Origin of the sequence: Paracidovorax avenae ATCC 19860 (assembly GCF_000176855.2) — a bacterium.
Taxonomy (GTDB): Bacteria; Pseudomonadota; Gammaproteobacteria; order Burkholderiales; family Burkholderiaceae_C; genus Paracidovorax; species Paracidovorax avenae.
In genome coordinates, this window is sequence record NC_015138.1 from 2,239,976 (window position 1) to 2,262,582 (window position 22,607).

The following is a 22,607-nucleotide window of genomic DNA, read 5'->3' on the forward strand; positions in this document are numbered from 1 at the left end:
GAAGGGAGGCCGGCGCACGCCCGGCGCGGTGCGGCGGGCTGCGGACAACGGGCCATTGTACCGGCCGGGCAGCACCCCACTGCGGGCCCGGGATGGGGCGGATTCCTACAATAGCCCCCATGTTTGTCCATTTGCGCCTGCACACCGAGTTTTCCGTCGTCGACGGCACCACCCGCATCGACGAAGTGGCCAAGGCGGCCTCGAAAGACGGCCAGCCCGCCCTCGCGATCACCGACCTCCACAACCTCTTCGGCGCCATCAAGTTCTACAAGGAAGCCCGCGGCAAGGGCGTCAAGCCCGTGCTGGGCGCGGAAGTCAGCATCGAGCCGGAGACCGCCGGCAACCCGCCCGGCCGCATCCTCCTGCTGGCCCAGGGCCGGCAGGGCTACCTGAACCTCTGCGAGATGCTGGCGCGCGCCTGGACGCGCAATGTCGTGAAGAACGTGCCGCTGTGCACGTGGGAATGGCTGGAAGAGCTGGGTGGCGACCTGATCGCGCTGTCCGGCGCCCAGGCGGGGCCCGTGGGCCAGGCCTTCACCCGCGGCGACGATGCCGGCGCGGCGCGCGTGGCGCTGCGGCTGGCCGGGCTGTTCCCGCACCGCTTCTACCTGGAGCTGCAGCGGGCGGGGCGCCCGGAAGACGAGTCCCAGGTGGTGGCGGCCGTGCAGCTGGCGGCACGCCTCAACCTGCCGGTGGTGGCAACCCAGCCCACGCAGTTCCTCACCGCCGACGACTACGAAGCCCACGAGGCCCGGGTCTGCATCGCGGAAGGGGAGATCCTCGCCAACCCGCGCCGGGTGCGCCGCTTCACCCGCGAGCAGTACTTCAAGTCGAGCGCGCAGATGGAGGCGCTCTTCGCCGACGTGCCGACGGCCATCGCCAACACGCTGGAGATCGCCAGGCGCTGCAGCCTGACACTGGTGCTCGGCAAGCCGCGCCTGCCGGACTTTCCCACACCCAACGGCATGCCCATCGACGAGTATTTCCGCTACGCCTCGTTCGAAGGGCTGGAGGAGCGCCTGAAGCACCTCTTCCGCAACGAGGCCGAACGCGACAAGCAGCGCCCGCGCTACGTGGAGCGGCTGGAGTTCGAGCTGAACACCATCCTGAAGATGGGGTTCCCGGGCTACTTCCTCATCGTGGGCGACTTCATCCAGTGGGCCAAGGAAAACGGCTGCCCGGTGGGCCCGGGCCGGGGTTCCGGCGCCGGCTCGCTCGTGGCCTATGCGCTCAAGATCACCGACCTGGATCCGCTGCAGTACAACCTGCTGTTCGAGCGCTTCCTGAACCCGGAGCGGGTGTCCATGCCCGACTTCGACATCGATTTCTGCCAGTCCAACCGCGACCGGGTGATCGACTACGTGAAGGACAAGTACGGCAAGAACGCCGTGAGCCAGATCGCCACCTTCGGCACCATGGCAGCCAAGGCCGCCATCCGCGACGTGGGCCGCGTCATGGACATGAGCTACACCTTCTGCGACGGCATCTCCAAGCTGGTGCCCGGCAAGCCCGGCATGTCCTACACGCTGGCCTATCCGCCCGAAGTGAAGAAGGAAGGCGACAAGAACAACTACGCGCTGGAACTGGAGCCCATGCTCTACGAGCGCGTGCGCAAGGAAGAGGACGTCAAGACCGTCATCGAGATGGCGCAGAAACTCGAGGGCATGACCCGCAACATCGGCATGCACGCCGGGGGCGTGCTGATCGCGCCGGGCAAGCTCACCGATTTCTGCCCGCTCTACCAGCAGCCGGGCAGCGAGTCGGCCGTGAGCCAGTACGACAAGGACGACGTGGAGGCGATCGGCCTCGTGAAGTTCGACTTCCTGGGCCTGGCCACGCTGACGATCCTGGAGATCGCGCGCGAGTTCATCATGAAGCGCCACAAGGGGCAGGAGAACTTCGCGTTCGAGAACATCCCGCTCGACGACGCGCCGACCTACCGGCTGTTCTCCGAAGGCAAGACGGAAGCCGTGTTCCAGTTCGAATCGCGCGGCATGCAGGGCATGCTGAAGGAAGCGCGCCCGAGCCGGCTGGAAGACCTGATCGCCCTGAACGCGCTCTACCGCCCGGGCCCGATGGACCTGATCCCCACCTTCGTGAACCGCAAGCACGGCAAGGAGCCGGTGGAGTATCCGCACCCGCTGGTGGAACCCGTGCTGGCCGAGACCTACGGGATCATGGTCTACCAGGAGCAGGTGATGCAGACCGCCCAGGTGCTGGGCGGCTACAGCCTCGGCGGCGCCGACATGCTGCGCCGGGCCATGGGCAAGAAGAAGGCCGAGGAGATGGCCGAGCACCGCGAGATCTTCCGCAAGGGCGCGGCCGAGAAGGGCATCGGCCAGGACAAGGCCGACGAGGTGTTCGATTTGATGGAGAAGTTCGCGGGCTACGGCTTCAACAAGTCGCACGCCGCCGCCTACTCCCTGCTGGCCTACCACACCGGCTGGCTCAAGGTGCACTACACGGCCGAGTTCTTCTGCGCCAACATGACGGTGGAAATGGACGACACCGACAAGCTGAAGGTGCTGTACGAAGACGCCATGAAGATGGGGCTCACCTTCGAGCCGCCGGACGTGAACCGCGGCATGTACCGCTTCGAGCCGGTGACGGACAAGGTGATCCGCTACGGGCTGGGCGCGGTCAAGGGTACCGGCCAGCAGGCGATCGAGGCGATCATCGCCGCGCGCGAGGGCCGCGGCGTGGGCCCGCGGGGCGACACCAAAGGTCCGTTCGCCAGCCTGTTCGACTTCTGCGCGCGGGTGGACCGCACCCGGCTCAACAAGCGCACGCTGGAGGCGCTCATCAAGGCGGGCGCGTTCGACGCCATCGAGATGAACCGCGCGTCGCTCGTGGCGTCGATCGACCGGGCCTTCGACTTCGCCAACTCCCTGATCGCCAACGCCAACCAGGGCGGCCTGTTCGACATGATGGGCGACGACTCGCACGGCTCCAGCACCCAGGATCCGGCCCTGGTGGAGATGCTGCCGTGGGGCGTGAAGGAGCGGCTCACCCAGGAAAAGACCGCCGTCGGCTTCTACCTGTCGGGCCACCTGTTCGACGAGGTGGAAAAGGAGGTCCGCCGCTTCATACGCACCCCGATCGAGGAGCTGGCCGACAGCCGGGAGCCGCAGATCATGGCGGGCATCGTGAGCGACTTCCGGGTGATCAACGGGCAGCGGGGCCGCCTGGCGCTGTTCAAGCTGGACGACAAGTCCGCCATGATCGAGGCTTCGGCCGACGAGAACGTGATCAATGCCCACCGCGACCTGCTCAAGGAGGATGAATTCGTGGTGCTGCTGGGGCGCCTGCAGCTCGACCATTTCAGCGGCGGCCTGCGCGTCAAGGTGATGCAGGGCTGGGATCTCGCCAGCGCGCGCGCCAAGTTCGGCCGCTACCTGCAGGTGGCGGTGGGCGACTGCGCGCCGGACGTGCAGCGCCTCGTGCGCGAATTCCCCCCGAAGCGCCAGGAAACGCCCGAGGGCGAGGTGCTGGTGCACGGCCTGCGCGTGCGCATGGGCGTGCGCTGCCGCTCCGAGGGGCAGGAGGCGGTGGCCGAACTGCAGCTCGGGGAGGGCAGCCGGTTCTTCCCCTCGGACGCGGCCCTGGCGGCCTGGAGCGCGGAGGCCGGCAGCGGGGTGGTGAACGTCGTGTACGACGCCGGCTGAGATGCCTGGCGGGCGCGTTCCACGGTGCGGGCTTGAAATCCCGGCGCGCGCCGGCAACTGGAACGTCGCGTCTTTCTCCGGCGGATTCCCGCCCATGCCGCGCGGCATGCGAAACCGTGTCGCAAGACCGGAATTTGCACCCCCGCAATGGGCTTTTTCGCTCTGGGGCAAACTGTCCCGGACGCTCTAGAATGGTCCGCATGGCAACTAAACCACCTTCCATGACCCCGACGCCTCCCACGGGAGTGCCGTCGCGGGACGATGGCGGCTCGGTCGTGCTCGAGAGGCGCACGCAAAGGACCCAGCCGCCCCAGATGTACCAGGTGGTGATGCTGAACGACGACTACACGCCCATGGAGTTCGTGATCGTCGTGCTGCAGGAGTTCTTCGGCAAGGACCGCGAAGCGGCCACGCAGATCATGCTGAAGATCCACCTGGACGGTAAAGGCGTATGTGGTGTGTATTCGCGCGACGTCGCCGCCACCAAGGTCGAACAGGTGCGCGAAGCCGCGCACAAGGCGGGCCACCCGCTGCAATGCCTGAGCGAGCCGGTTGAATAACCGGTCCCGGGTCCCGATCTATCGTTATCCCTTCCCCCGCAAGCACAAAGGAGTTCACATGATTGCCCAGGAACTGGAAGTCAGCTTGCACATGGCCTTTGTCGAGGCCCGCCAGCAGCGCCACGAGTTCATCACCGTGGAGCATCTGTTGCTTGCACTGCTTGATAACCCCAGCGCAGCCGAGGTGCTGCGCGCATGCTCTGCCAACGTCGAGGACCTTCGCTCGTCGCTGGCGAATTTCATCAAGGACAACACGCCCCAGGTGGCAGGCACCGACGAGGTGGACACGCAGCCCACGCTGGGATTCCAGCGGGTGATCCAGCGCGCCATCATGCACGTGCAGTCCACCGGCAACGGCAAGAAGGAAGTGACCGGCGCGAACGTGCTGGTCGCGATCTTCGGCGAGAAGGATTCGCACGCCGTGTACTACCTGCACCAGCAGGGCGTCACCCGCCTGGACGTGGTCAACTTCATCGCCCACGGCATCAAGAAGGGCGAGCCGCCGGAGCCCGCGAAGGCCGAGAACCCCTCGGAAGCCGAAGAGGGCGCTGGCGGCGAGCGCAGCGAGAAGGCCTCGCCGCTGGAGCAGTACACGCAGAACCTGAACGTCGCCGCCAAGGAGGGCAAGATCGATCCGCTGATCGGCCGCCATTACGAGGTCGAGCGCACGATCCAGATCCTCTGCCGCCGCCGCAAGAACAACCCGCTGCTGGTCGGCGAGGCCGGCGTGGGCAAGACCGCGATCGCCGAGGGCCTGGCCTGGCGCATCACGCAGAACGACGTGCCCGAGATCCTGGCCGAGGCCTCGGTCTATTCGCTGGACATGGGCGCGCTGCTGGCCGGCACCAAGTACCGCGGCGATTTCGAGCAGCGCCTGAAGGGCGTGCTCAAGTCGCTCAAGGACAAGCCGAACGCGATCCTGTTCATCGACGAGATCCACACGCTGATCGGCGCGGGCGCCGCCTCGGGCGGCACGCTGGACGCGTCCAACCTGCTCAAGCCGGCGCTCTCCAGCGGCCAGCTCAAGTGCATCGGCGCGACCACGTTCACCGAGTACCGCGGCATCTTCGAGAAGGACGCGGCCCTGTCGCGGCGCTTCCAGAAGGTCGACGTGGTCGAGCCGACCGTGGCCGAGACGGTGGACATCCTCAAGGGGCTCAAGAGCCGTTTCGAGGAGCACCACAGCGTGAAATACGCCACCGCGGCCCTGCAGGCGGCGGCGGAGCTGTCGGCCAAGTACATCAACGACCGGCACCTGCCCGACAAGGCCATCGATGTGATCGACGAGGCCGGCGCTGCCCAGCGCATCCTGGTGGCCAGCAAGCGCAAGAAGACCATCGGCAAGGCCGAGATCGAGGAAATCGTGGCGAAGATCGCGCGCATCCCGCCCGCGAACGTCTCCAACGACGACCGCAGCAAGCTGCAGACCATCGAGCGTGACCTCAAGAGCGTGGTCTTCGGCCAGGACAAGGCGCTGGAAGTGCTCGCCTCCGCTGTCAAGATGGCGCGCTCGGGCCTGGGCAAGGGCGACAAGCCGATCGGCTCGTTCCTCTTCAGCGGCCCGACCGGCGTCGGCAAGACCGAGGCGGCCAAGCAGCTGGCCTACATCCTGGGCATCGAGCTGATCCGCTTCGACATGTCGGAGTACATGGAGCGCCACGCCGTGAGCCGCCTGATCGGCGCGCCCCCGGGCTACGTGGGCTTCGACCAGGGCGGCCTGCTGACCGAGGCCATCACGAAGAAGCCGCACGCAGTGCTGCTGCTCGACGAGATCGAGAAGGCGCACCCGGACATCTTCAACGTGCTGCTGCAGGTGATGGACCACGGCACGCTGACGGACAACAACGGGCGCAAGGCCGACTTCCGCAACGTCATCATCATCATGACGACGAACGCGGGTGCCGAGACCATGAACAAGGCCACCATCGGGTTCACCAACCCGCGGCAGGCCGGCGACGAGATGGCCGACATCAAGCGCCTGTTCACGCCCGAGTTCCGCAACCGCCTGGACGCGATAGTCAACTTCAAGGCGCTGGACGAGCAGATCATCCTGCGCGTGGTGGACAAGTTCCTGCTGCAGCTGGAGACCCAGCTCGCCGAGAAGAAGGTGGAAGTCACCTTCACCGACGCGCTGCGCAAGCACCTGGCGAAGAAGGGCTTCGATCCGCTGATGGGCGCGCGCCCGATGCAGCGCCTGATCCAGGACACCATCCGCCGCGCGCTGGCCGACGAACTGCTGTTCGGACGCCTGACCGAAGGTGGCCGCCTGACGGTGGACATCGAGGTCAAGACCGACGAGAAGGGGGTGGAAACGCCCGACGTGCTGCTGGACATCCAGCCGCTGCCGAAGAAGGACCGCTCGGCCAAGTCCGAGCCCGCGGAACCCGAAGAGGCGACCGCGGACTGACGGCCCCCGCCCGCCATGCGCCGGTGCCCCACGGCACCGCGCCGAGCCCGCAGTCCCGACAGGGGCTCGCGGGCTTTTTCCTTGGCGGGTGGCCTGGCGGTCCGTCAGCGCGGTGGCGGCGCCGCGGCGGCCGCCATGGACTCCCGCCGGAAGAAGGCGACGACGGCCGCGTTGAAGCCGTCATGGAACGCGGTGCGGTCGAAGCCGGGGCCATCCCGGCAGATCTCCGGCGCCTGGCGTGCCATGCCGTCGGAGCAGGGCGCCAGGAAGGCGAAGTGCGCCGCACCGCGGGCCACATGCCATTCGGGCGCCGTGGGCAGGCCGTCGCGGACGGCCCTCACGCTCTCCGGCGTGACGCCGTCGCCGCCGAGTTCCGAGGCCCAGAGCTGCAGGGGGATGCGCACAGTCCGCAGCCCCCGGGCGTCGAACACGCTGAGCGGGTCCACGACCACGGCGGCCCGTATCCTCGGGTCGGCAGGTGTGGCGGGCGGCAAGGCACCGCTGGCGATCTCGCGGCACAGCGGCAAGGGGGAGCCTGCCGGGCACAGGTCCCGCCGCAGCGCCCAGTCCGGCTGGGCGCCGGCCAGGGCCAGCGCCGTGTAGCCGCCGCGCGAGAAGCCGAAGATGCCCACCCACTGCGGCGCCAGCGCCGCGCGGCCCGGCCATCGGCCCAGCATGTAGTCCACGAGGCGGCGCATGTCTTCCGGCCGGGTGGTGAAGGCCGAAAGCTTTGTCTGCCGGCTCAGGTCCTGGAAGTTGTCGCCGGGATGGTGGACCGCCGCCACGACGAATCCTGCGTCGGCGAGCGCCTGCGCCGTGTCGTGGTGGCCCAGCGCCGAGCCGCCGGTGCCGTGCGACATGACGACCAGCGGCAGGCGCGAGCCCGCCACGGGGCAATCACGCACTCCCTGCAGCACCAGGGGCGGCAGCGCGATGGGTGCGGCCGGCGTGGCGCAGGGTGACCAGACGGCCCCCCGCAGTGCGGGGCCCTGTGCATCGGCAGGTACATCTATGAATGCAAGGCCCGCGGCATGGCCGGCGGGAGCGAGCACGGCGCAGAGGCTGGCCAGCAGCGCAGGGAGCAGTCTTTTCATGGGGTTGCCGGGGTAGGGCGCACCGGAACGAGCAGGTCGGTGCGCAGTTCTGCAGGGGCCGCGTTGCGCGGCGAGTTCAGGTAATGCTCCAGCGCGGGCCGGTCATCGGGCTCGTAGCCGCTGGCCGGCAGCCAGCGGGCGTAAAGCGCATTGAACGCCGCGTTGATGCGGGTGTAGGGCCCGGCCAGGCGGTGGCAGGCGTACAGGCCCGCCGGAATGTCGATCCGTTCGATGTCCGGATGCATGGCGTGGGCCAGCGTCTCTGCCAGAGCCGCCGCGGCGTGATAGCACAGCCCGGAGCCGGGGTCCCCGGCATCCTCCCGGCACATGCCCAGCCACACCGTGCCGGGGAGTTCGCCGATCAGCCAGCGCAGTCGCCGATGCGTGTGGGGAATCGTGGCGGCGGGGCCGCGGTGCCGCAGGGCGAGCACCTGTTGCGCGGGCTGCTCGATGAGCCGCACGGTGGTCGCAGGGCTGCTGGCGGCAAGCCGCTCCTCAGGCGCGTCCGGCGCGAGGCGCTGCATGGCGGCCTGGAAGGCGCTGGGCGCCTGCCCGCTGAACTGGCTGAAGGCCCGCGAGAACGCCTGGGGGCTCTCGTAGCCGGAGGCCAGCGCGATCTCGGTCACGCTCAGCATGCCTTCCTGCAGCAGGCTGGCCGCGTGGGCCAGGCGCACGCGCCGCACCGTCACGGCCACGCTTTCGCCCGTAACCCCCGCATAGAGGCGGTGGAAGTGCCAGGGCGAGAAATGGGCCAGGGCGGCCAGGTCCTCGAGACGGTGCGTGGACAGCGGGTGCGCCACGATGTGCGCCACCACGCGCGCGACCCGCGCCCTGTATCGGGCCTCCGCCCGGCTTGTCTTCATGGGCGCATTCTGCCGGCCGGCGGTCCGCGGTGCTTAGCCGGGTTTGCGCAAATCACCCGGTGGAGACGGCGCCGCGGTCGGGGCGCCGATCGACCGCGGGCCGTGCCGGCATCAGGGCGCCTGCAGTTGCTGCAGCAGCTCCAGCGTCGGGTATCCATCGGCCACCTGCCCGATGCTCAGCTGGAAGCGGCGCAGGCCGGCGCGCGTGGCCGGGCCCATCACGCCGTCGGCGGTGCCGGCCGCGAAGCCGCGGGCGTTGAGGGCATTCTGCAGGTCGCGGGTCTGGGTGCGCGTGAGCGGCTGCAGGTCGCGGGGCCATGGGGCCGTGACGCCGGGGCCTCCGGCGATCTGGCGCGCGAGCAGGCCCACGCCCAGGGCGTAGTTGATGGAGTTGTTGTAGCGCAGGATCACCCGGAAATTCGGCCCCACCATGAAGGCCGGGCCGCGCGCGCCCGCAGGCACGAGGATGGAGGCGCCGTCCAGCGCGGGCAGGGGCTGGCCATCGATGGATTGCACGCCCTCGGCCGCCCACTGCGTGGACGGGTGGCGCACGGCGAGTTCCGCGCGCTCGTAGTCGAAGCCCGGCGGCAGGCGCACTTCCACGCCCCAGGGCTGGCCGGGTTGCCAGCCCATGCGCGACAGGAAATTGGCGGTGGATGCGGCGACATCCGGGACGCTGCCCCAGATGTCGCGGTGGCCGTCGCCGTCGGCGTCCACCGCGTAGCCGAGGAACACGGACGGCAGGAACTGGGTGTGGCCCATGGCGCCGGCCCAGGAGCCGATCATGCGGTCGGCGGCGATGTCGCCCTGGTCGATGATGCGCAGCGCGGCCAGCAGTTCACCGCGCGCCCAGTCGCGGCGGCGGCCCTCGTAGGCCAGCGTGGCGAGCGCATCGACGGTGCGGAAGCTCCCGAAGTTCGACCCGTAGTTGCTTTCCATGCCCCAGATGGCGGTAATGACCTCGGCAGGCACGCCGTAGCGCGCGGCTGCCGAGTCCAGGGCGGCGCGCTGCTCGGCCAGCACGTCGCGGCCACGCTGGATGCGGGTGGGCGACACGGCGCTGTCCAGGTAGGCCCAGGGCGTGCGCGTGAATTCGGGCTGGGAGCGGTCGAGCTCGATCACCTGGGGCAGCCACTGCGCGCCGTCCAGGGCGGCAGCGACCGTCTCCGGGCGGATGCCGGCCTGCAGGGCCTCCTGCCGGAATCCCGCGATCCACTGCGCGAAGCCGGCCTGTTCGGCCTCGGCGGACAGCGGGGCGGCATCGGCTGCCGGCGCGGTGGGCTGGGCGGGTGCAGGCGTGGCCTGCGTGCCCGGTGCGGGCACGGCCGGCAGTGCCGGGTTGGCGGGAACCGGCGCAGTCGGCGCGGCCTGCGCCGGGGGAGCGGACGGCGTGGCGGCGCAACCGGCCAGCAGGGCGCAGAGCAGGCCTGCCCCGGCGGCGGCGGGCCACCACGGCCTGGCGGGAGCAGCGTGGACGCTGAAGGACGGACGGAGGGCGGAGGCGGGCGTCGTGTTTCTTCGTTGCATGCCCCATTGTCCACGGGCTGCAGCGGTGCCGGCATACTTGCGGGCTGGAGTTTTACGCATCGCTGCGCTTCATCGATCCATGCATACTTTTTTTTGGCACGACTACGAGACCTTCGGCGCGGACCCGCGGCGCGACCGCCCCGCGCAGTTCGCGGGCATCCGCACGGACGCGGACCTGAACGAGATCGGCGAGCCGGTGATGATGTATTGCCGCCCGGCGCCGGACTACCTGCCTGATCCCGAGTCCTGCCTGCTCACGGGCATCACGCCGCAGCTGTGCCTGGAGCGCGGCCTGCCCGAGCACGAATTCGCCGCGCGCATCGAGGCGGAGTTGGCCCGGCCCGGCACCATCGGCGTGGGCTACAACACGATCCGCTTCGACGACGAGATCACGCGCTTCATGTTCTGGCGCAACCTGATCGATCCCTATGCGCGGGAATGGCAGAACGAATGCGGCCGCTGGGACCTGCTGGACGTGGTGCGCCTGACCTACGCGCTGCGCCCCGACGGTATCGAGTGGCCGCGCAAGGAGGACGGGTCTCCCAGCCTGAAGCTCGAGCACCTGTCGCGCGCCAACGGCCTGGTGCACGAGGCGGCGCACGATGCCCTGTCGGACGTGCGCGCCACGATCGCGCTGGCGAGGCTGATCCGGCAGCGGCAGCCGAAGCTGTTCGAGTTCGCGCTCGGCCTGCGCCGCAAGGACCGCGTGGCCGCGGAACTGCGCCTGCCCGCCACGGCCGATACCGCGCGCCCCTTCCTCCACGCATCGGGCATGTTCCCGGCGGACCGGGGCTGCCTGGGCATCCTGTGGCCGCTCGCCAGCCACCCGACCAACCGCAACGAGCTGATCGCGTGGGACCTGGCGCACGACCCGTCCGAACTGGCCGGCCTGGATGCCGCGCGCATCCGCGAGCGGCTCTTCACGCGCACCGCCGACCTGCCCGAGGGCGTGGCGCGGCTGCCCGTCAAGAGCGTGCACCTGAACAAGTCCCCCATGGTGGTGGGCAACGTGAACACCCTCACGCCGGCCATGGCGCAGCGCTGGGGCATCGACATGGAGCGTGCCGCAGCCCATGCGGAGATCGCACGGGCGCTGCCCGACATGAGCGCGATCTGGGCCGAGGTGTTCGCACGGCCGAAGGACGCGCCGGCCGATGTGGACCAGGACCTGTACGGGGGCTTCGTCGGCAACGAGGACCGGCGCCGCCTGCAGCGGCTGCGCACGCTGCCGCCGCAGGAGCTGGCGCTGGCCCGGCCGGGTTTCGACGACGAGCGCCTGGAGGAGCTGGCCTGGCGCTTCCGCGCACGCAACTTCCCCGAGACGCTGGACGAGGCGGACCGCGAGCGCTGGGAAGCCCTGCGCGTGGCGCGCCTCATGGAGGGCGAGGGCGGTGGCCTGACCTTCGATGCGCTGTTCGCGCGGCTGGACACGCTGGGCGAGACGGCGGACGAGCGTGGCGAGGCGATCCTGGGAGCGCTGTATGAATATGCAGAAAGCATCGCTCCCGATTTCTGACGGGCCCGTGCCTCTGCCGGCCTCTGCGGGCGGGTTGGATGCCCTGCTGGCCTGGGCGCGTGCCTGCCCGCGGCTTTTCGTGCTCACCGGCGCGGGCTGCAGCACGGCGTCCGGCATCCCGGACTACCGGGACGAGGGCGGCGCCTGGAAGCGCTCCCCGCCGGTCACCTACCAGGCCTTCATGGGCGACGAGGCGGTGCGCCGGCGCTACTGGGCGCGCAGCATGATCGGCTGGCGCGTCATGGGCGGCGCCGCGCCCGGGGCCGCGCACCATGCCCTGGCCGCGCTGGAGGCGATGGGCCGGGTGGAGATGCTGCTCACGCAGAACGTGGACGGCCTGCACACGGCCGCGGGGCAGCAGCGGGTGATCGACCTGCACGGGCGCATCGACACGGTGCGCTGCATGGCCTGCGAGGCGCGCATGCCGCGTGCGGACCTGCAATCCTGGCTGGAGGCCCGCAACCCGGCCTGGGCGGTGCTGGAGGCGGCCGCTGCGCCGGACGGCGATGCCGACCTGGACGGCCGCGACTTTTCCGCGTTCGAATTGCCCGCCTGTCCCCATTGCGGCGGCGGTCCCCTGAAGCCGGACGTGGTGTTTTTCGGTGAAAGCGTGCCGCGCGAACGCGTGGAGGCCGCGCGGGCGGCGCTGGCCCGGTCCGACGGATTGCTCGTGGCCGGCTCTTCGCTGATGGTGTATTCGGGTTTCCGCTTCGTGCAGGCGGCCGCGGACGCCGGGCTGCCGGTGGCGGCCGTGAACCGGGGCGTGACGCGCGCCGACGGATTGATCGCGGTCAAGGTCGAGGACGACGTGGGCCGCGTGCTGGGGGCCCTGGCGCAGGCGCTGGCACCGGCCGGAGGGATGCCGCCGGGCGCATGACCCGGTGGCACGGGCGGGTTTGCGCGACGGCGCCCGCCGATGGTGCTATGGTGGCCGGATAACGCCCGGGCCGCGCCGAGAGCGCGAGCCGGGGCCCTGAGGAGACAAACCCATGCAGAGCTCCCTCCATGGCGGGGAGGCGGCGCAGGCCGCCGCCTTCGCGCCGCTGCCTTCGGCCCGCGTGATCGCCGAGTCGCACGAGCGCTCCCGCTCCTTCGGCCTGCAACGGCACGCGTCCGCCGACCTCCAGCCCCTGGCGCCCGACGCGCTCGCCTGGGCCGTGGCGCGCAACGACGCGCTTTGCGCGCATGCGCTCCCGGTCATGGAAACCCTCTCTGCGCAGATCGCGGGCACGCAGAGCATGGTGCTGCTCACCGACGCCCAGGGCGTGGTGCTGCACGCCCTGGGCGACGAGGAATTCCTCGGGCGCGCGCACCGGGTCGCGCTGCGGCCCGGGGGCACCTGGTCCGAGCGCAGCAAGGGCACGAATGCCATCGGCACGGCCCTGGCCCTGGGCGATGCGGTGCAGGTGAACGGCGACGAGCATTTCCTGGCCGCCAACCAGTTCCTCACCTGCTCCTGCGCACCCATCTGCGATCCGCTGGGCCAGGTGATTGGCGCGCTGGACGTGAGCGGCGACCGCCACCAGCAGAGTGCGCACACGCTGGCCCTGGTGCGCATGTCCGCCCGCATGGTCGAGAACCATCTCTTCGGCAAGGTCTATGAGGACGCCGTGCGGCTGCGCTTCCATGCGCGCCCGGAGTTCCTGGGCACGCTGGTGGAGGGCCTGGCCGCGTTCACGCCGGAGGGTCGCTTCCTCGCGGCCAACCGCAGCGGGCAGTTCCAGCTCGGTATGTCGGCGAACGCATTGCAGGCGCAGACCTTCCCGTCGCTCTTCGGCATGCCGATGAGCGCGCTGCTGGCCCATGCGCGCGGCGCCATGCCCCGGCCGCTGCAGCTCGCGCTGCCCGGCGGGGTGGTGGTCAATGCGATGGTGGAATTCCGCCCGAAGGGGGCGGCGGCCCTCGGCTGGATGGTGCAGGGGCGCGACGAGGATGCGCCCACGGCCGCGCCCGCTGCCCCAGCTTCCGCCACGGCCACCCGGCCGCGGCCCGTCGCCCCGGTGCCGGCCGGCGGTCCGCGCCTGTCCGGCCTGCGCTACCTGGATACGGGCGATGCGCAGCTGGCGCAGGTGATCGACCGCGTCTCGCGCGTGCTGGGCAGCGACGTGCCCATGCTCATCCTCGGCGAGACCGGCACGGGCAAGGAACTGCTGGCCCGCGCCATCCACCAGGACGGCCCGCGCGCGCGCGGGCCCTTCGTGGCGGTGAACTGCGCATCCATCCCGGAAACTCTGATCGAGGCGGAACTGTTCGGCTACGAGGAGGGCGCCTTCACGGGCGCGCGGCGCAAGGGCAGCGTGGGCAAGATCGCCCAGGCCCACGGCGGCACGCTGTTCCTGGACGAGATCGGCGACATGCCGCTGGCCATGCAGGCCCGGCTGCTGCGCGTGCTGCAGGAGCGCACCGTGGCGCCGCTCGGCTCGGCGCGGCAGATCCCGGTGGATGTGCACGTGCTTTGCGCCACCCACCGGAACCTGCGCGACATGATGGCCCGGGGGGTGTTCCGCGACGATCTCTACTACCGGCTCAACGGGCTGGTGGTGCGCCTGCCGGCGCTGCGCGAGCGCTCGGACCTGCGCGTCATCGTGCAGCGCCTCTTGCAGGCGCAGGACCGCGAGCGGGCTGCCGAAGGCTCCGCGCCCGGGTGGCCGCGGCCGCGCCGGACGGCGCCCCTGCGGGTCTCGCCGCGGGCCATGGAGCTGTTCCTGCGGCACTGCTGGCCGGGCAACCTCCGCCAGCTCTCGAATGCGCTGCGCACGGCGGCGCTGATGGCCGGCGATGCGGACGAGATCGACATCGGGCATCTGCCGGAGGACCTGTTCGATGAAGTTCCTCCTGCTGCCGCTTCCGCGGCCCCGGTGCCCGCAGGTCCCCAGGGCGATGCCGGGGCGTCGGTGTGGGGTACCGGGCCATGCCCGCCGGGCCGCAGCGCTGCACGCCGGCCCGAGCCGGCCGCGGTGCGTTCATGGGACGAGACCGTGGAAGATGCGCTGCGCCATGCGCTGTCGGTGCATGGCGGCAACGTGTCCGCCGTGGCGCGGGCGTTGGGGGTGTCGCGCAATACGGTGTACCGGCGGCTGAAGGCCATGGACGGGACGGCCGCCCATCATTGATGGCCGGGCTACGGTGTCAGTCGGGCCATTGCTCGGCCTGGCGTCCCGATACTTTCCTTTTCACGAGCGCACCCCATGCCAGGCGTCCAACCGGGCAGGCCCAGAGGATGGACAAGACCCCCACGACGATCAGCGATCCGCGATCGCCCGTGCTCGCAAACACGGCGACGGCGGCATTGAGCAGCCCCGCGATGGGCGCAATGGCGAACAGCCAGATCGCGGCCACCCCGTCGTGCTGGAGCTTCAGGCAGGCGAGCGGCACGAGGCAGAGCAGGGCGGGACTGTAGATGAGCCAGGCCAGCAGGGCATTGCCTTCACCGACGTAGGGCAGTCCGCTTGCCGAGAGGTTCAGGACGATGCCCCATGCCACGATCCCGACGGCCAGGCCCGCCCATCCGAGCAGATACCGCATGGGACTTCCGTCAAACCGCCCCGCGCGGCGGCGGCCCCAGCGCCTCGATGGCCGCCCATTCGGCATCGCCGTAGAGCCGCGAGCGGGTGAGGAACCGCAGCCCCGTGGGCCGCTCCAGCGAGAACATGCCGCCGTTGCCGGGCACGGCATCGATGATCAGGTGCGTGTGTTCCCAGTAGGCGAACTGGGATTCGCTCATGTAGAAGGGCGTGCCCGCGATCTCGCCGAGCAGCACGTCGGAATCGCCGAGCATGAATTCGCCGCGGGCGAAGCACATGGGTGCGCTGCCATCGCAGCAGCCGCCGGACTGGTGGAACATGAGCGGGCCGTGTTGCGCCTGCAGCCGCTCGATGAGGGCGACGGCCTCGGGCGTGGCCGAGACACGGGTTGCGGAACCGGGAGGTGCGGAAACGGGGGGCGCGGTCGTCGTCATGCGGTGTCTCCTGTCATGGGGTCTGCGCTTCCCGCAGTGTGCCCGAAGTGCAGCAGCGGCGCCCGCCCTGCGGCAGCCCACGCCCTGTGCCAGTGCGCAGGGCGTGTGTCTGCCGCGGTCGTCAGTGGGCCGCCATGTCCAGCACGATGCGGCCCTGGATCTGGCCCTTGTGCATGCGCGCGAACACGTCGTTGATGTTCTCCAGCTTCTCGGTCGCCACGGTGGCCTTGACCTGGCCGCGGGCCGCGAAGTCCAGCGATTCCTGCAGGTCCAGGCGCGTGCCGACGATGGAGCCGCGCACGGTGACGCCGCGCAGCACCATGTCGAAGATGGGCAGCGGGAAGTTGCCGGGCGGCAGGCCGTTGAGCGACACGGTGCCGCCGCGGCGCACCATGCCCAGCGCCTGCTCGAAGGCCTTGGGCGAGACGGCCGTGACCAGCGCGCCATGGGCGCCGCCGATCTCCTTTTGCAGATAGGCGGCCGGGTCGGTGGTCTTCGCGTTCACCGTCACGCTGGCGCCGAGTTTTTTCGCCAGTTCGAGCTTGTCGTCTTCCACGTCCACGGCCGCCACGTTCAGGCCCATGGCCTTGGCGTACTGCACGGCCATGTGGCCCAGGCCGCCGATGCCGGAGATGACCACCCAGTCGCCCGGCTTGGTGTCCGTCACCTTCAGGCCCTTGTACACGGTCACGCCCGCGCACAGCACGGGAGCGATGTCCACGAAGCCGACGTCCTTGGGCAGGTGGCCCACGAAGTTGGGGTCGGCCAGCGCGTAGTCGGCGAAACCGCCGTTGACCGAATAGCCGGTGTTGCTCTGCGATTCGCACAGGGTTTCCCAGCCGCCCAGGCAGTGGGTGCAGCAGCCGCAGGCCGAATGCAGCCACGGCACGCCCACGCGGTCGCCTTCCTTCACGTGCTTCACGTTCCTGCCGATGGCCGCGACGAAACCCACGCCCTCGTGGCCGGGAATGAACGGCGGGTTGGGCTTGACGGGCCAGTCGCCTTCGGCGGCGTGCAGGTCGGTGTGGCAGACGCCGGAGGCCTCGATCTTCACGAGGATCTGGTCATCGGCGGGCGTCGGTACCGGGGCTTCCTCGATGGTGAGGGGCTTGCCGAATTCGCGCACGACGGCGGCTTTCATGGTCTTGGGAAGCATGGAACGGGAATCCTTTCTTGTGTCGGAAGGGTTAGAACCTCGAGAAGGTTCTCAACGGGGAGGGCTGGCTTCCACCATATGCCGCCCTCCCTCGGTCGCTGCTGATGCAGGTCAAGCCGTCAGAAGAAGCCCAGCTTGTTCGGGCTGTAGCTCACGAGCAGGTTCTTGGTCTGCTGGTAGTGGTCGAGCATCATCTTGTGGTTCTCGCGGCCGATGCCGGACTGCTTGTAGCCGCCGAAGGCCGCATGCGCGGGGTAGGCGTGGTAGCAGTTGGTCCACACGCGGCCGGCCTGGATGCCGCGGCCCATGCGGAAGGCGCGCGCCCCGTCGCGGCTCCACACGCCGGCGCCCAGGCCGTAGAGCGTGTCGTTGGCGATCTCCAGCGCTTCCTCTTCGGTCTTGAAGGTGGTGACGGACACCACCGGGCCGAAGATCTCTTCCTGGAAGATGCGCATCTTGTTGTGGCCCTTGAACACCGTGGGCTTGACGTAGTAGCCTCCGGCCAGGTCGCCGCCGAGCATGTTGCGTTCGCCGCCGATGAGGCATTCGGCGCCTTCCTTCTTGCCCAGGTCGAGGTACGAGAGGATCTTCTCCAGTTGCTCCTGCGATGCCTGCGCGCCGATCATGGTGCCCTTGTCGAGCGGGTGGCCCTGGGTGATGGCGGCCACGCGCTTCAGGGCACGTTCCATGAAGCGGTCGTAGATCGATTCCTGGATCAGCACGCGGCTGGGGCAGGTGCATACTTCGCCCTGGTTCAGCGCGAACATGGCGAAGCCTTCCAGCGCCTTGTCGAAGAAGGCGTCGTCGGCGCTCATCACATCCTCGAAGAAGATGTTGGGGCTCTTGCCGCCCAGCTCCAGCGTGACCGGGATGATGTTCTGGCTGGCGTACTGCATGATGAGCCGGCCGGTCGTGGTCTCGCCCGTGAAGGCGATCTTCGCGATGCGGTTGCTGGAGGCCAGCGGCTTGCCGGCCTCCAGGCCGAAGCCGTTGACCACGTTCAGCACGCCGGCGGGCAGCAGGTCGCCGATCATCTCGAGCAGGACCAGGATGGAGGCCGGCGTCTGCTCCGCGGGCTTGAGCACCACGCAGTTGCCGGCAGCCAGGGCGGGTGCCAGCTTCCAGACAGCCATTAGGATGGGGAAGTTCCAGGGAATGATCTGGCCCACGACGCCCAGCGGCTCGTGGAAGTGGTAGGCCATCGTGTCATGGTCGATCTCGCTGATGCCGCCTTCCTGCGCCCGCACCGCGCCCGCGAAGTAGCGGAAGTGGTCGATGGCCAGGGGGATGTCGGCCGCCATGGTCTCGCGCAGCGGCTTGCCGTTGTCGATGGTTTCGGCCACCGCGATGGTCAGCAGGTTGGCTTCCATGCGGTCGGCGATCTTCAGCAGGATGTTGGCCCGGTCCGTCGTGGAGGTCTTGCCCCAGGCCGCCTTGGCCTTGTGCGCGGCGTCCAGCGCGGCGTTCACGTCCTTGTCGTTGGAACGCGGCACCGAGGTGAACACCTGGCCGTTGATGGGCGAGCTGTTCTCGAAGTACTGGCCGTCCACCGGGGGGACCCACTGGCCGCCGATGTAGTTGCCGTACTGCTTCTTGTAGGGGTTGGCGATGCCGAGGTTGGCGATTTCTGCCATGTCCATGGTGCTTGTCTCCTGTGGTGGTGGAATGTCCGGGCGGCGCACCGTGCGCTCTCCGGTGCAGGACATTGCGCAAGCCGCATGCCAGCGCATGCGCCCCGTGTTCCCTGCACCGCAGAGCCCGTCCGGGTGCTCCATGTGTTCCGTTCTGGAACAGTGGCTGCGCAGGCGTGTTGCGTGGCGGAACAGGGCGGCCGGCGGGCGCCGCCGGCCTTGCCGGGAGCGCAGGCGTGCCGCCCGGCCCGCCCGCTTGCCCGGAAGGGGCAGCCCGCGGTCCCCGGGCACCTGCGCCGCTCTTGGTGTATAACCGCGCCTCCCCGGACACCCGCGGCGCCGCGCCCCGCGCCTGCCGGCACCACCGACCCATCCCCCGAGCATGACTGACCACTACGCCGCCCTCGGTCTGAGCGCGACCGCGAGCCTGGCCGATATCAAGAAGGCGTTCCGCCAGAAGGCGGCCTTCTACCACCCCGACCGCAATCCCTCGCCGGATGCGGCCGAGCGCTTCCGCGCGGCCCAGAAGGCCTACGAAGTGCTGTCGGACGACGCCGCGCGCCAGGCCTACGACGACAACCGCCGCCGCAACCTGCTCGACGATCCGCTCCAGACGGCGCGGGAGATCTGGCAGTCCTATTTCAAGAACGTGCTTTCCTCGTGAAACCCTCTCCTTTCTTCCATGACCTGCGTTCGGCCTACCAGGCCGAGCTCGACGACCTTGCCCAGGATTCCGAAGGCAAGGACGTGCTGCGCAAGCGCCTCGCCCAGAAGCGCGGCGAGATCGCCTTCCTGGCCAAGATGATCGATTTCAGCCCCGAGATGGTCGCGGTGGCCTTCCACCAGGGCTTCCGCTTCCACCGGCCGGCCGCGCTCGATCCGCTGCTGGGGCGGGGCGGGGCGTCGGACCTGCCGGAATGGTCCGCGCTGGGCGGGGCGGTGGCGCTCGAGCCCTGGGCCCAGCCGCTGGCGGACGTGGTCCTGGCGGAGCCGTCGGGCGCGCGCTTCCTGTCGCTGGCAGCGCTGCTCGAATACCAGCGCCAGCATGCCCGCTTCGCCGGCCAGGGCACCGGCAGTGCCGAGGCCGGGGAGGGCGAAGAGGAAGAAGGCGGGGACGAGGCGGAGCAGGGCGACGACGACGAGGCCCGCTGGAGCGCCGACGACGCCAGCGAGCCCCGCAGCCATGCCGACCGCGAGGAGGCTGCCGCCGACTGGATGGCCGACCTCGGATTCGACCGCAAGGAGTAACCGCCATGTCCCGACATCTCGCCCTCATCACCCAGACCCAGGCCCTGATCGCCGCCGGCGATATCGTGGGCGCCGAGTCCGCCCTGTCCCAGCTCGCCGACGACGAGGGCGACCGCGCCCTGGTCGAGGTGCTGGACGAGCTCGCGCCCAAGGACGTGCTGGCCGTCATGCGCGAATACGACGAATCCCGCGCCTCGGTGGTCAACATGCTGGTGACGCCCCAGCAGTTCGCGCGCGCGCTGGTGCTGGAGAAGCAGTACAAGGACGCCACCCACACCTACCTGCGCAGCATGGTGAACGCCGTCGTGTTCCGCGGCGACGTGGAGCCGGTAAAGTTCCTCACCGCCATCGGCGACCTGGAAGGCGGCAGCGAGGCCCTGGCCCATTATTTCGCGGAGAAGTGGAGCCGGCTGGAGGCCTTCGCGCGCACCGGCCTCTTCGACGCCACCGAGGACTACGGCCCGGCGCTGACCGAGGACCAGCTCTTCAACGTGGCCTACGCCCCCCCGAAGGTGGACCAGGACGAGGTGGCCGACCGCGACTGGATGCAGATGGCCTGGCTGCTGCGCTACCAATGTCCGGATCTGTTCATCGAGACCCTGCTGGTGCTGCGCGCCAAGGCGCAAGCCTACGACGAAGGACTGGGCGACGACGAGACCGGCACGGACGAGGACGACGACGGCAGGTTCGAGACCAGCGAGACCGACCGCGGCAAGGCCACGCCGGCTGCGCGGGCGTCCGACGAAGAGTCGGCGATCTGAGCCGGAGGCCGCCGCGATGAGCGTTTCCGATTCCAGCCCGGCCGCAGGGGGCGCGACGGCGCTCTCGCTGCACGACGGCCGCCCGTTCTTCGAGAAGGCCCTGGTGCATGGCATCCGCCATGGCATCGTGCCGGCCGAGCGGGTGGAGGCCATCGCGGCCGAGGCACCCAAGGGCATGGTACAGATCGCCCGCTACTTCGGCACGGAGTTCCTGCGGCCCGACCTGGAGCGTGCGCGCGAGCGCATGGTGAACCTCGTCAGCCTCGACCTGATCGAGGACAGCGGCGGCGACCTCGGCCGCGCGGCGCAGAGCCTGCGCGAGCACAGTTTCCTGTCGCGCTCCAAGGCGGGATCGGACCGGCTGCGCCGCCTGATCGCGCTGCCGCAGAGCAGCAATTTCGGGTTCCTTTCGACCACCGGCGAGCCGGACGTGCAGCAGCTGTCGGTCTGGTCGCTGCGCAGCCATGCCGACTACCGCGCGGAGCTGGAGCGCCGCACCGGCATCGCCGCCGCGATCGAGGCCGCCCGCTGGTTTGCGGAACGCCTGGACCTGGACGAAAACGCGCTGGAGGCGGCCGGCGCCGAGGCCGAGGCCGTCGTCCGCATGGGCCTGTTGTGGCACTGGATGCATCCGGCAGCCGAGGCCTGGCCGCATGCCGTGTCGTTCGAGAAGCGCCTGTCCGCCATGCGGCGCAAGGGCATTCCCGCGCCGTCGCGCCTGCCGCTGCCCGGCGGCATGCCGGTCGAAGTGGCTGCCGTCGCGGACGCGCACGTCGCGGCTGTGCTGGCGGATGCTGCGCGCATCCTCGACGCGGCCACGGCGCCCCGCGCGCTGCTGCGGCCCATGGGCAGCTTCCGCGCGCGCTACTTCCTGGAGGACGATCCGCTCGCCGAGGCGGACGATTACCACCAGGGGCTGGACGCCCTGCTGGAAGCCGGGGACGACGCGGACGCAGCGCCCGCGCCGGCCAGCCGGACCTGGGAGCGGCTCACGCAGGGCCATGAGGACGAGCATTCGCTGCTCACGCTCTTGCTGTGCCTGGCGGCCGGCGTGCCGCGCAAGACCGTGCTGACCGAGAAGGCCGCCGCGAGCCTGGTGCGCCGCGTGCGCAAACACGGCTGGCAACCGGAGCTCGCCGAGGAATTCATCCGCGCGCATGCGGCCAGCGTGCGCCAGGCAAGCTACCTGGCGCTCTGGAAGTCCTTCGTGGACGAGTCTGCCACCACGCTGCTCAACCACCGGGACGAGCGCCTGGAAGAAGCGCGCGCGCTGCTGCGCCGCGAGTGCCACGTGGCGGACGGCGCGGAGTGAACGCGGAGCCGGCACCGGACGCCGGGCCGGCAGAGGCCTTCTGGCGTGACCCGGCGCTGCCCTTCGCCGAAAGCCGCCGTGCCTGCCGCAGCCGGGCCTGCTACCGGCCCCACCTGCACCCCACGTTCTCGATCGGCGCGGTGGACGGTGGACGCAGCGTGTTCACGGGTGCGGAAGGCGGCCCCGTCCCGCTGCGTGCGGGCATGCTGGTGTTCGTGCCGGCCGGGCGCGTGCATGCCTGCAACCCGGTGCCGGGCTCCGCGTGGAGCTACCAGATGCTGCACCTGGATGCGGAATGGCTCCAGGCGGTGCGCAGCGAGGCCGCCGCAGCCGTGCCGGAAGGCGGCGGCCCGGTGCGCATCGTGGACGATCCGGCCTGCCATGCGCGCTTCGCGCGCCTGAACGCACTGCTGTTTTCCCAGGCCGCGCCGCAGGACAAGGAGGCCGCGTTGATCGAATTCGTCGGCGACAGCGACGCAATGCACGGCCTGCGCATCCCGGCGCCCGCCGCCGGCCCTGGCCTGCAGGAGCGGCTGCGACCGGCGATGGAGCGCCTGCGCGACGCGCCCGCCGACAGCACGCCGCTCGATGAACTGGCCCGGCTGGCCGGCATGGGCCGCTACCAGCTGATCCGGGCGTTCAAGGCCGCCACCGGCATGACGCCCCATGCCTGGCAAATGAACCTGAGGATCAACTGCGCGCGGGCGCGCCTGCAGGACGGGGACAGCCTCGCGGACGTGGCCCATGGCCTGGGTTTCGCCGACCAGGCCCACTTCCAGCGGATGTTCAAGGCGCATGCGGGCGTGACCCCGGGGCGGTTCCGCGCCTAGCTTTCCTCCGGGTGGGGCCCGGGGCGCAATTTCATTCAATACGGCGCGCCCGGCGGCCGGCACAGTGGCGGCCTTCCTC

The 22,607-nt window shown here is 70.0% G+C and carries 18 protein-coding genes; 11 read left to right on the plus strand and 7 right to left on the minus strand.

Annotated features, from left to right (window positions below):
• Window positions 1-119 precede the first annotated feature (119 nt).
• The 3 genes from dnaE to clpA all read left to right on the plus strand — a co-directional run bounded on the left by dnaE (window position 120) and on the right by clpA (window position 6,632).
• Window positions 120-3,665, plus strand: a complete 3,546-nt coding sequence (dnaE, locus tag ACAV_RS09940) for a DNA polymerase III subunit alpha (RefSeq protein WP_013594439.1) — start codon at window positions 120-122, stop codon at window positions 3,663-3,665.
• 200 nt (window positions 3,666-3,865) lie between these two features.
• Window positions 3,866-4,225, plus strand: a complete 360-nt coding sequence (gene clpS / locus ACAV_RS09945) for an ATP-dependent Clp protease adapter ClpS (protein WP_404821595.1) — start codon at window positions 3,866-3,868, stop codon at window positions 4,223-4,225.
• Window positions 4,226-4,283: 58 nt separating this feature from the next.
• Window positions 4,284-6,632, plus strand: coding sequence for an ATP-dependent Clp protease ATP-binding subunit ClpA (clpA, locus tag ACAV_RS09950; RefSeq protein ID WP_013594441.1), 2,349 nt, complete (start codon window positions 4,284-4,286; stop codon window positions 6,630-6,632).
• Window positions 6,633-6,736: 104 nt separating this feature from the next.
• Here clpA and ACAV_RS09955 read toward each other — a convergent pair whose 3' ends face one another.
• The 3 genes from ACAV_RS09955 to ACAV_RS09965 all read right to left on the minus strand — a co-directional run bounded on the left by ACAV_RS09955 (window position 6,737) and on the right by ACAV_RS09965 (window position 10,116).
• Complete coding sequence (locus ACAV_RS09955; RefSeq protein WP_013594442.1) at window positions 6,737-7,726, minus strand: alpha/beta hydrolase family protein; 990 nt, start codon at window positions 7,724-7,726, stop codon at window positions 6,737-6,739.
• Complete coding sequence (locus ACAV_RS09960) at window positions 7,723-8,589, minus strand: AraC family transcriptional regulator (protein ID WP_013594443.1); 867 nt, start codon at window positions 8,587-8,589, stop codon at window positions 7,723-7,725. Before ACAV_RS09960 ends, ACAV_RS09955 begins: the two co-directional genes overlap by 4 nt.
• 111 nt (window positions 8,590-8,700) lie before the next feature.
• Window positions 8,701-10,116, minus strand: a complete 1,416-nt coding sequence (locus tag ACAV_RS09965; RefSeq protein ID WP_013594444.1) for a lytic murein transglycosylase — start codon at window positions 10,114-10,116, stop codon at window positions 8,701-8,703.
• Between the two features lie 79 nt (window positions 10,117-10,195).
• Between ACAV_RS09965 and sbcB the strand changes: the two genes are divergently transcribed.
• The 3 genes from sbcB (at window position 10,196) to ACAV_RS09980 (ending at window position 14,745) form a co-directional block, all read left to right on the plus strand.
• The gene (sbcB, locus tag ACAV_RS09970; RefSeq protein WP_013594445.1) at window positions 10,196-11,632 is read left to right on the plus strand and encodes an exodeoxyribonuclease I; all 1,437 of its coding nucleotides are present in this window, start codon (window positions 10,196-10,198) and stop codon (window positions 11,630-11,632) included.
• Window positions 11,604-12,509, plus strand: coding sequence for an NAD-dependent protein deacetylase (locus tag ACAV_RS09975; protein ID WP_041828707.1), 906 nt, complete (start codon window positions 11,604-11,606; stop codon window positions 12,507-12,509). Before sbcB ends, ACAV_RS09975 begins: the two co-directional genes overlap by 29 nt.
• Window positions 12,510-12,621: 112 nt before the next feature.
• The gene (locus tag ACAV_RS09980) at window positions 12,622-14,745 is read left to right on the plus strand and encodes a sigma-54-dependent Fis family transcriptional regulator (RefSeq protein ID WP_013594447.1); all 2,124 of its coding nucleotides are present in this window, start codon (window positions 12,622-12,624) and stop codon (window positions 14,743-14,745) included.
• Between the two features lie 16 nt (window positions 14,746-14,761).
• Here the strand turns inward: ACAV_RS09980 and ACAV_RS09985 are convergent, their stop codons facing one another.
• The 4 genes from ACAV_RS09985 to adh all read right to left on the minus strand — a co-directional run bounded on the left by ACAV_RS09985 (window position 14,762) and on the right by adh (window position 18,386).
• Window positions 14,762-15,157 (minus strand): hypothetical protein, encoded by a 396-nt coding sequence (locus tag ACAV_RS09985; protein WP_013594448.1) that lies wholly within the window; start codon window positions 15,155-15,157, stop codon window positions 14,762-14,764.
• A 10-nt stretch (window positions 15,158-15,167) separates the two neighbouring features.
• On the minus strand, window positions 15,168-15,590 hold the full coding sequence (locus ACAV_RS09990; RefSeq protein WP_013594449.1) for a DUF779 domain-containing protein: 423 nt from the start codon (window positions 15,588-15,590) through the stop codon (window positions 15,168-15,170).
• A gap of 121 nt (window positions 15,591-15,711) precedes the next feature.
• Window positions 15,712-16,746 (minus strand): alcohol dehydrogenase AdhP, encoded by a 1,035-nt coding sequence (gene adhP, locus ACAV_RS09995; protein WP_013594450.1) that lies wholly within the window; start codon window positions 16,744-16,746, stop codon window positions 15,712-15,714.
• A 119-nt stretch (window positions 16,747-16,865) separates the two neighbouring features.
• Window positions 16,866-18,386, minus strand: a complete 1,521-nt coding sequence (gene adh / locus ACAV_RS10000) for an aldehyde dehydrogenase (protein WP_013594451.1) — start codon at window positions 18,384-18,386, stop codon at window positions 16,866-16,868.
• Between the two features lie 373 nt (window positions 18,387-18,759).
• Here adh and ACAV_RS10005 point away from each other — a divergent pair, with 373 nt between their 5' ends.
• The 5 genes from ACAV_RS10005 to ACAV_RS10025 are packed head-to-tail and all read left to right on the plus strand — an operon-like array spanning window position 18,760 to window position 22,528.
• Complete coding sequence (locus ACAV_RS10005; RefSeq protein WP_011796297.1) at window positions 18,760-19,041, plus strand: DnaJ domain-containing protein; 282 nt, start codon at window positions 18,760-18,762, stop codon at window positions 19,039-19,041.
• Window positions 19,038-19,625, plus strand: coding sequence for a hypothetical protein (locus ACAV_RS10010; RefSeq protein ID WP_013594452.1), 588 nt, complete (start codon window positions 19,038-19,040; stop codon window positions 19,623-19,625). Before ACAV_RS10005 ends, ACAV_RS10010 begins: the two co-directional genes overlap by 4 nt.
• Window positions 19,626-19,630: 5 nt before the next feature.
• Complete coding sequence (locus ACAV_RS10015) at window positions 19,631-20,386, plus strand: hypothetical protein (protein WP_013594453.1); 756 nt, start codon at window positions 19,631-19,633, stop codon at window positions 20,384-20,386.
• A gap of 16 nt (window positions 20,387-20,402) precedes the next feature.
• Window positions 20,403-21,698 (plus strand): hypothetical protein, encoded by a 1,296-nt coding sequence (locus ACAV_RS10020; RefSeq protein ID WP_013594454.1) that lies wholly within the window; start codon window positions 20,403-20,405, stop codon window positions 21,696-21,698.
• A complete protein-coding gene (locus tag ACAV_RS10025; RefSeq protein ID WP_013594455.1) occupies window positions 21,695-22,528 on the plus strand; it encodes a helix-turn-helix transcriptional regulator in 834 nt (277 codons plus the stop codon). The genes ACAV_RS10020 and ACAV_RS10025 overlap by 4 nt, the downstream gene beginning before the upstream one ends.
• The last annotated feature ends 79 nt before the right edge of the window (window positions 22,529-22,607 follow it).

Bases quoted from the DNA above. Each gene is read 5' to 3' on its own strand.
- sbcB (WP_013594445.1), top strand. From the start codon at position 10,196: ATGCATACTTTTTTTTGGCACGACTACGAGACCTTCGGCGCGGACCCG.
- ACAV_RS09985 (WP_013594448.1), bottom strand. From the start codon at position 15,157: ATGCGGTATCTGCTCGGATGGGCGGGCCTGGCCGTCGGGATCGTGGCA.
- ACAV_RS10005 (WP_011796297.1), top strand. From the start codon at position 18,760: ATGACTGACCACTACGCCGCCCTCGGTCTGAGCGCGACCGCGAGCCTG.
- ACAV_RS09990 (WP_013594449.1), bottom strand. From the start codon at position 15,590: ATGACGACGACCGCGCCCCCCGTTTCCGCACCTCCCGGTTCCGCAACC.
- ACAV_RS09960 (WP_013594443.1), bottom strand. From the start codon at position 8,589: ATGAAGACAAGCCGGGCGGAGGCCCGATACAGGGCGCGGGTCGCGCGC.
- dnaE (WP_013594439.1), top strand. From the start codon at position 120: ATGTTTGTCCATTTGCGCCTGCACACCGAGTTTTCCGTCGTCGACGGC.
- clpA (WP_013594441.1), top strand. From the start codon at position 4,284: ATGATTGCCCAGGAACTGGAAGTCAGCTTGCACATGGCCTTTGTCGAG.
- adhP (WP_013594450.1), bottom strand. From the start codon at position 16,746: ATGCTTCCCAAGACCATGAAAGCCGCCGTCGTGCGCGAATTCGGCAAG.
- clpS (WP_404821595.1), top strand. From the start codon at position 3,866: ATGGCAACTAAACCACCTTCCATGACCCCGACGCCTCCCACGGGAGTG.
- ACAV_RS09965 (WP_013594444.1), bottom strand. From the start codon at position 10,116: ATGCAACGAAGAAACACGACGCCCGCCTCCGCCCTCCGTCCGTCCTTC.
- ACAV_RS09955 (WP_013594442.1), bottom strand. From the start codon at position 7,726: ATGAAAAGACTGCTCCCTGCGCTGCTGGCCAGCCTCTGCGCCGTGCTC.
- ACAV_RS10015 (WP_013594453.1), top strand. From the start codon at position 19,631: ATGTCCCGACATCTCGCCCTCATCACCCAGACCCAGGCCCTGATCGCC.
- ACAV_RS09980 (WP_013594447.1), top strand. From the start codon at position 12,622: ATGCAGAGCTCCCTCCATGGCGGGGAGGCGGCGCAGGCCGCCGCCTTC.
- adh (WP_013594451.1), bottom strand. From the start codon at position 18,386: ATGGACATGGCAGAAATCGCCAACCTCGGCATCGCCAACCCCTACAAG.
- ACAV_RS09975 (WP_041828707.1), top strand. From the start codon at position 11,604: ATGCAGAAAGCATCGCTCCCGATTTCTGACGGGCCCGTGCCTCTGCCG.
- ACAV_RS10020 (WP_013594454.1), top strand. From the start codon at position 20,403: ATGAGCGTTTCCGATTCCAGCCCGGCCGCAGGGGGCGCGACGGCGCTC.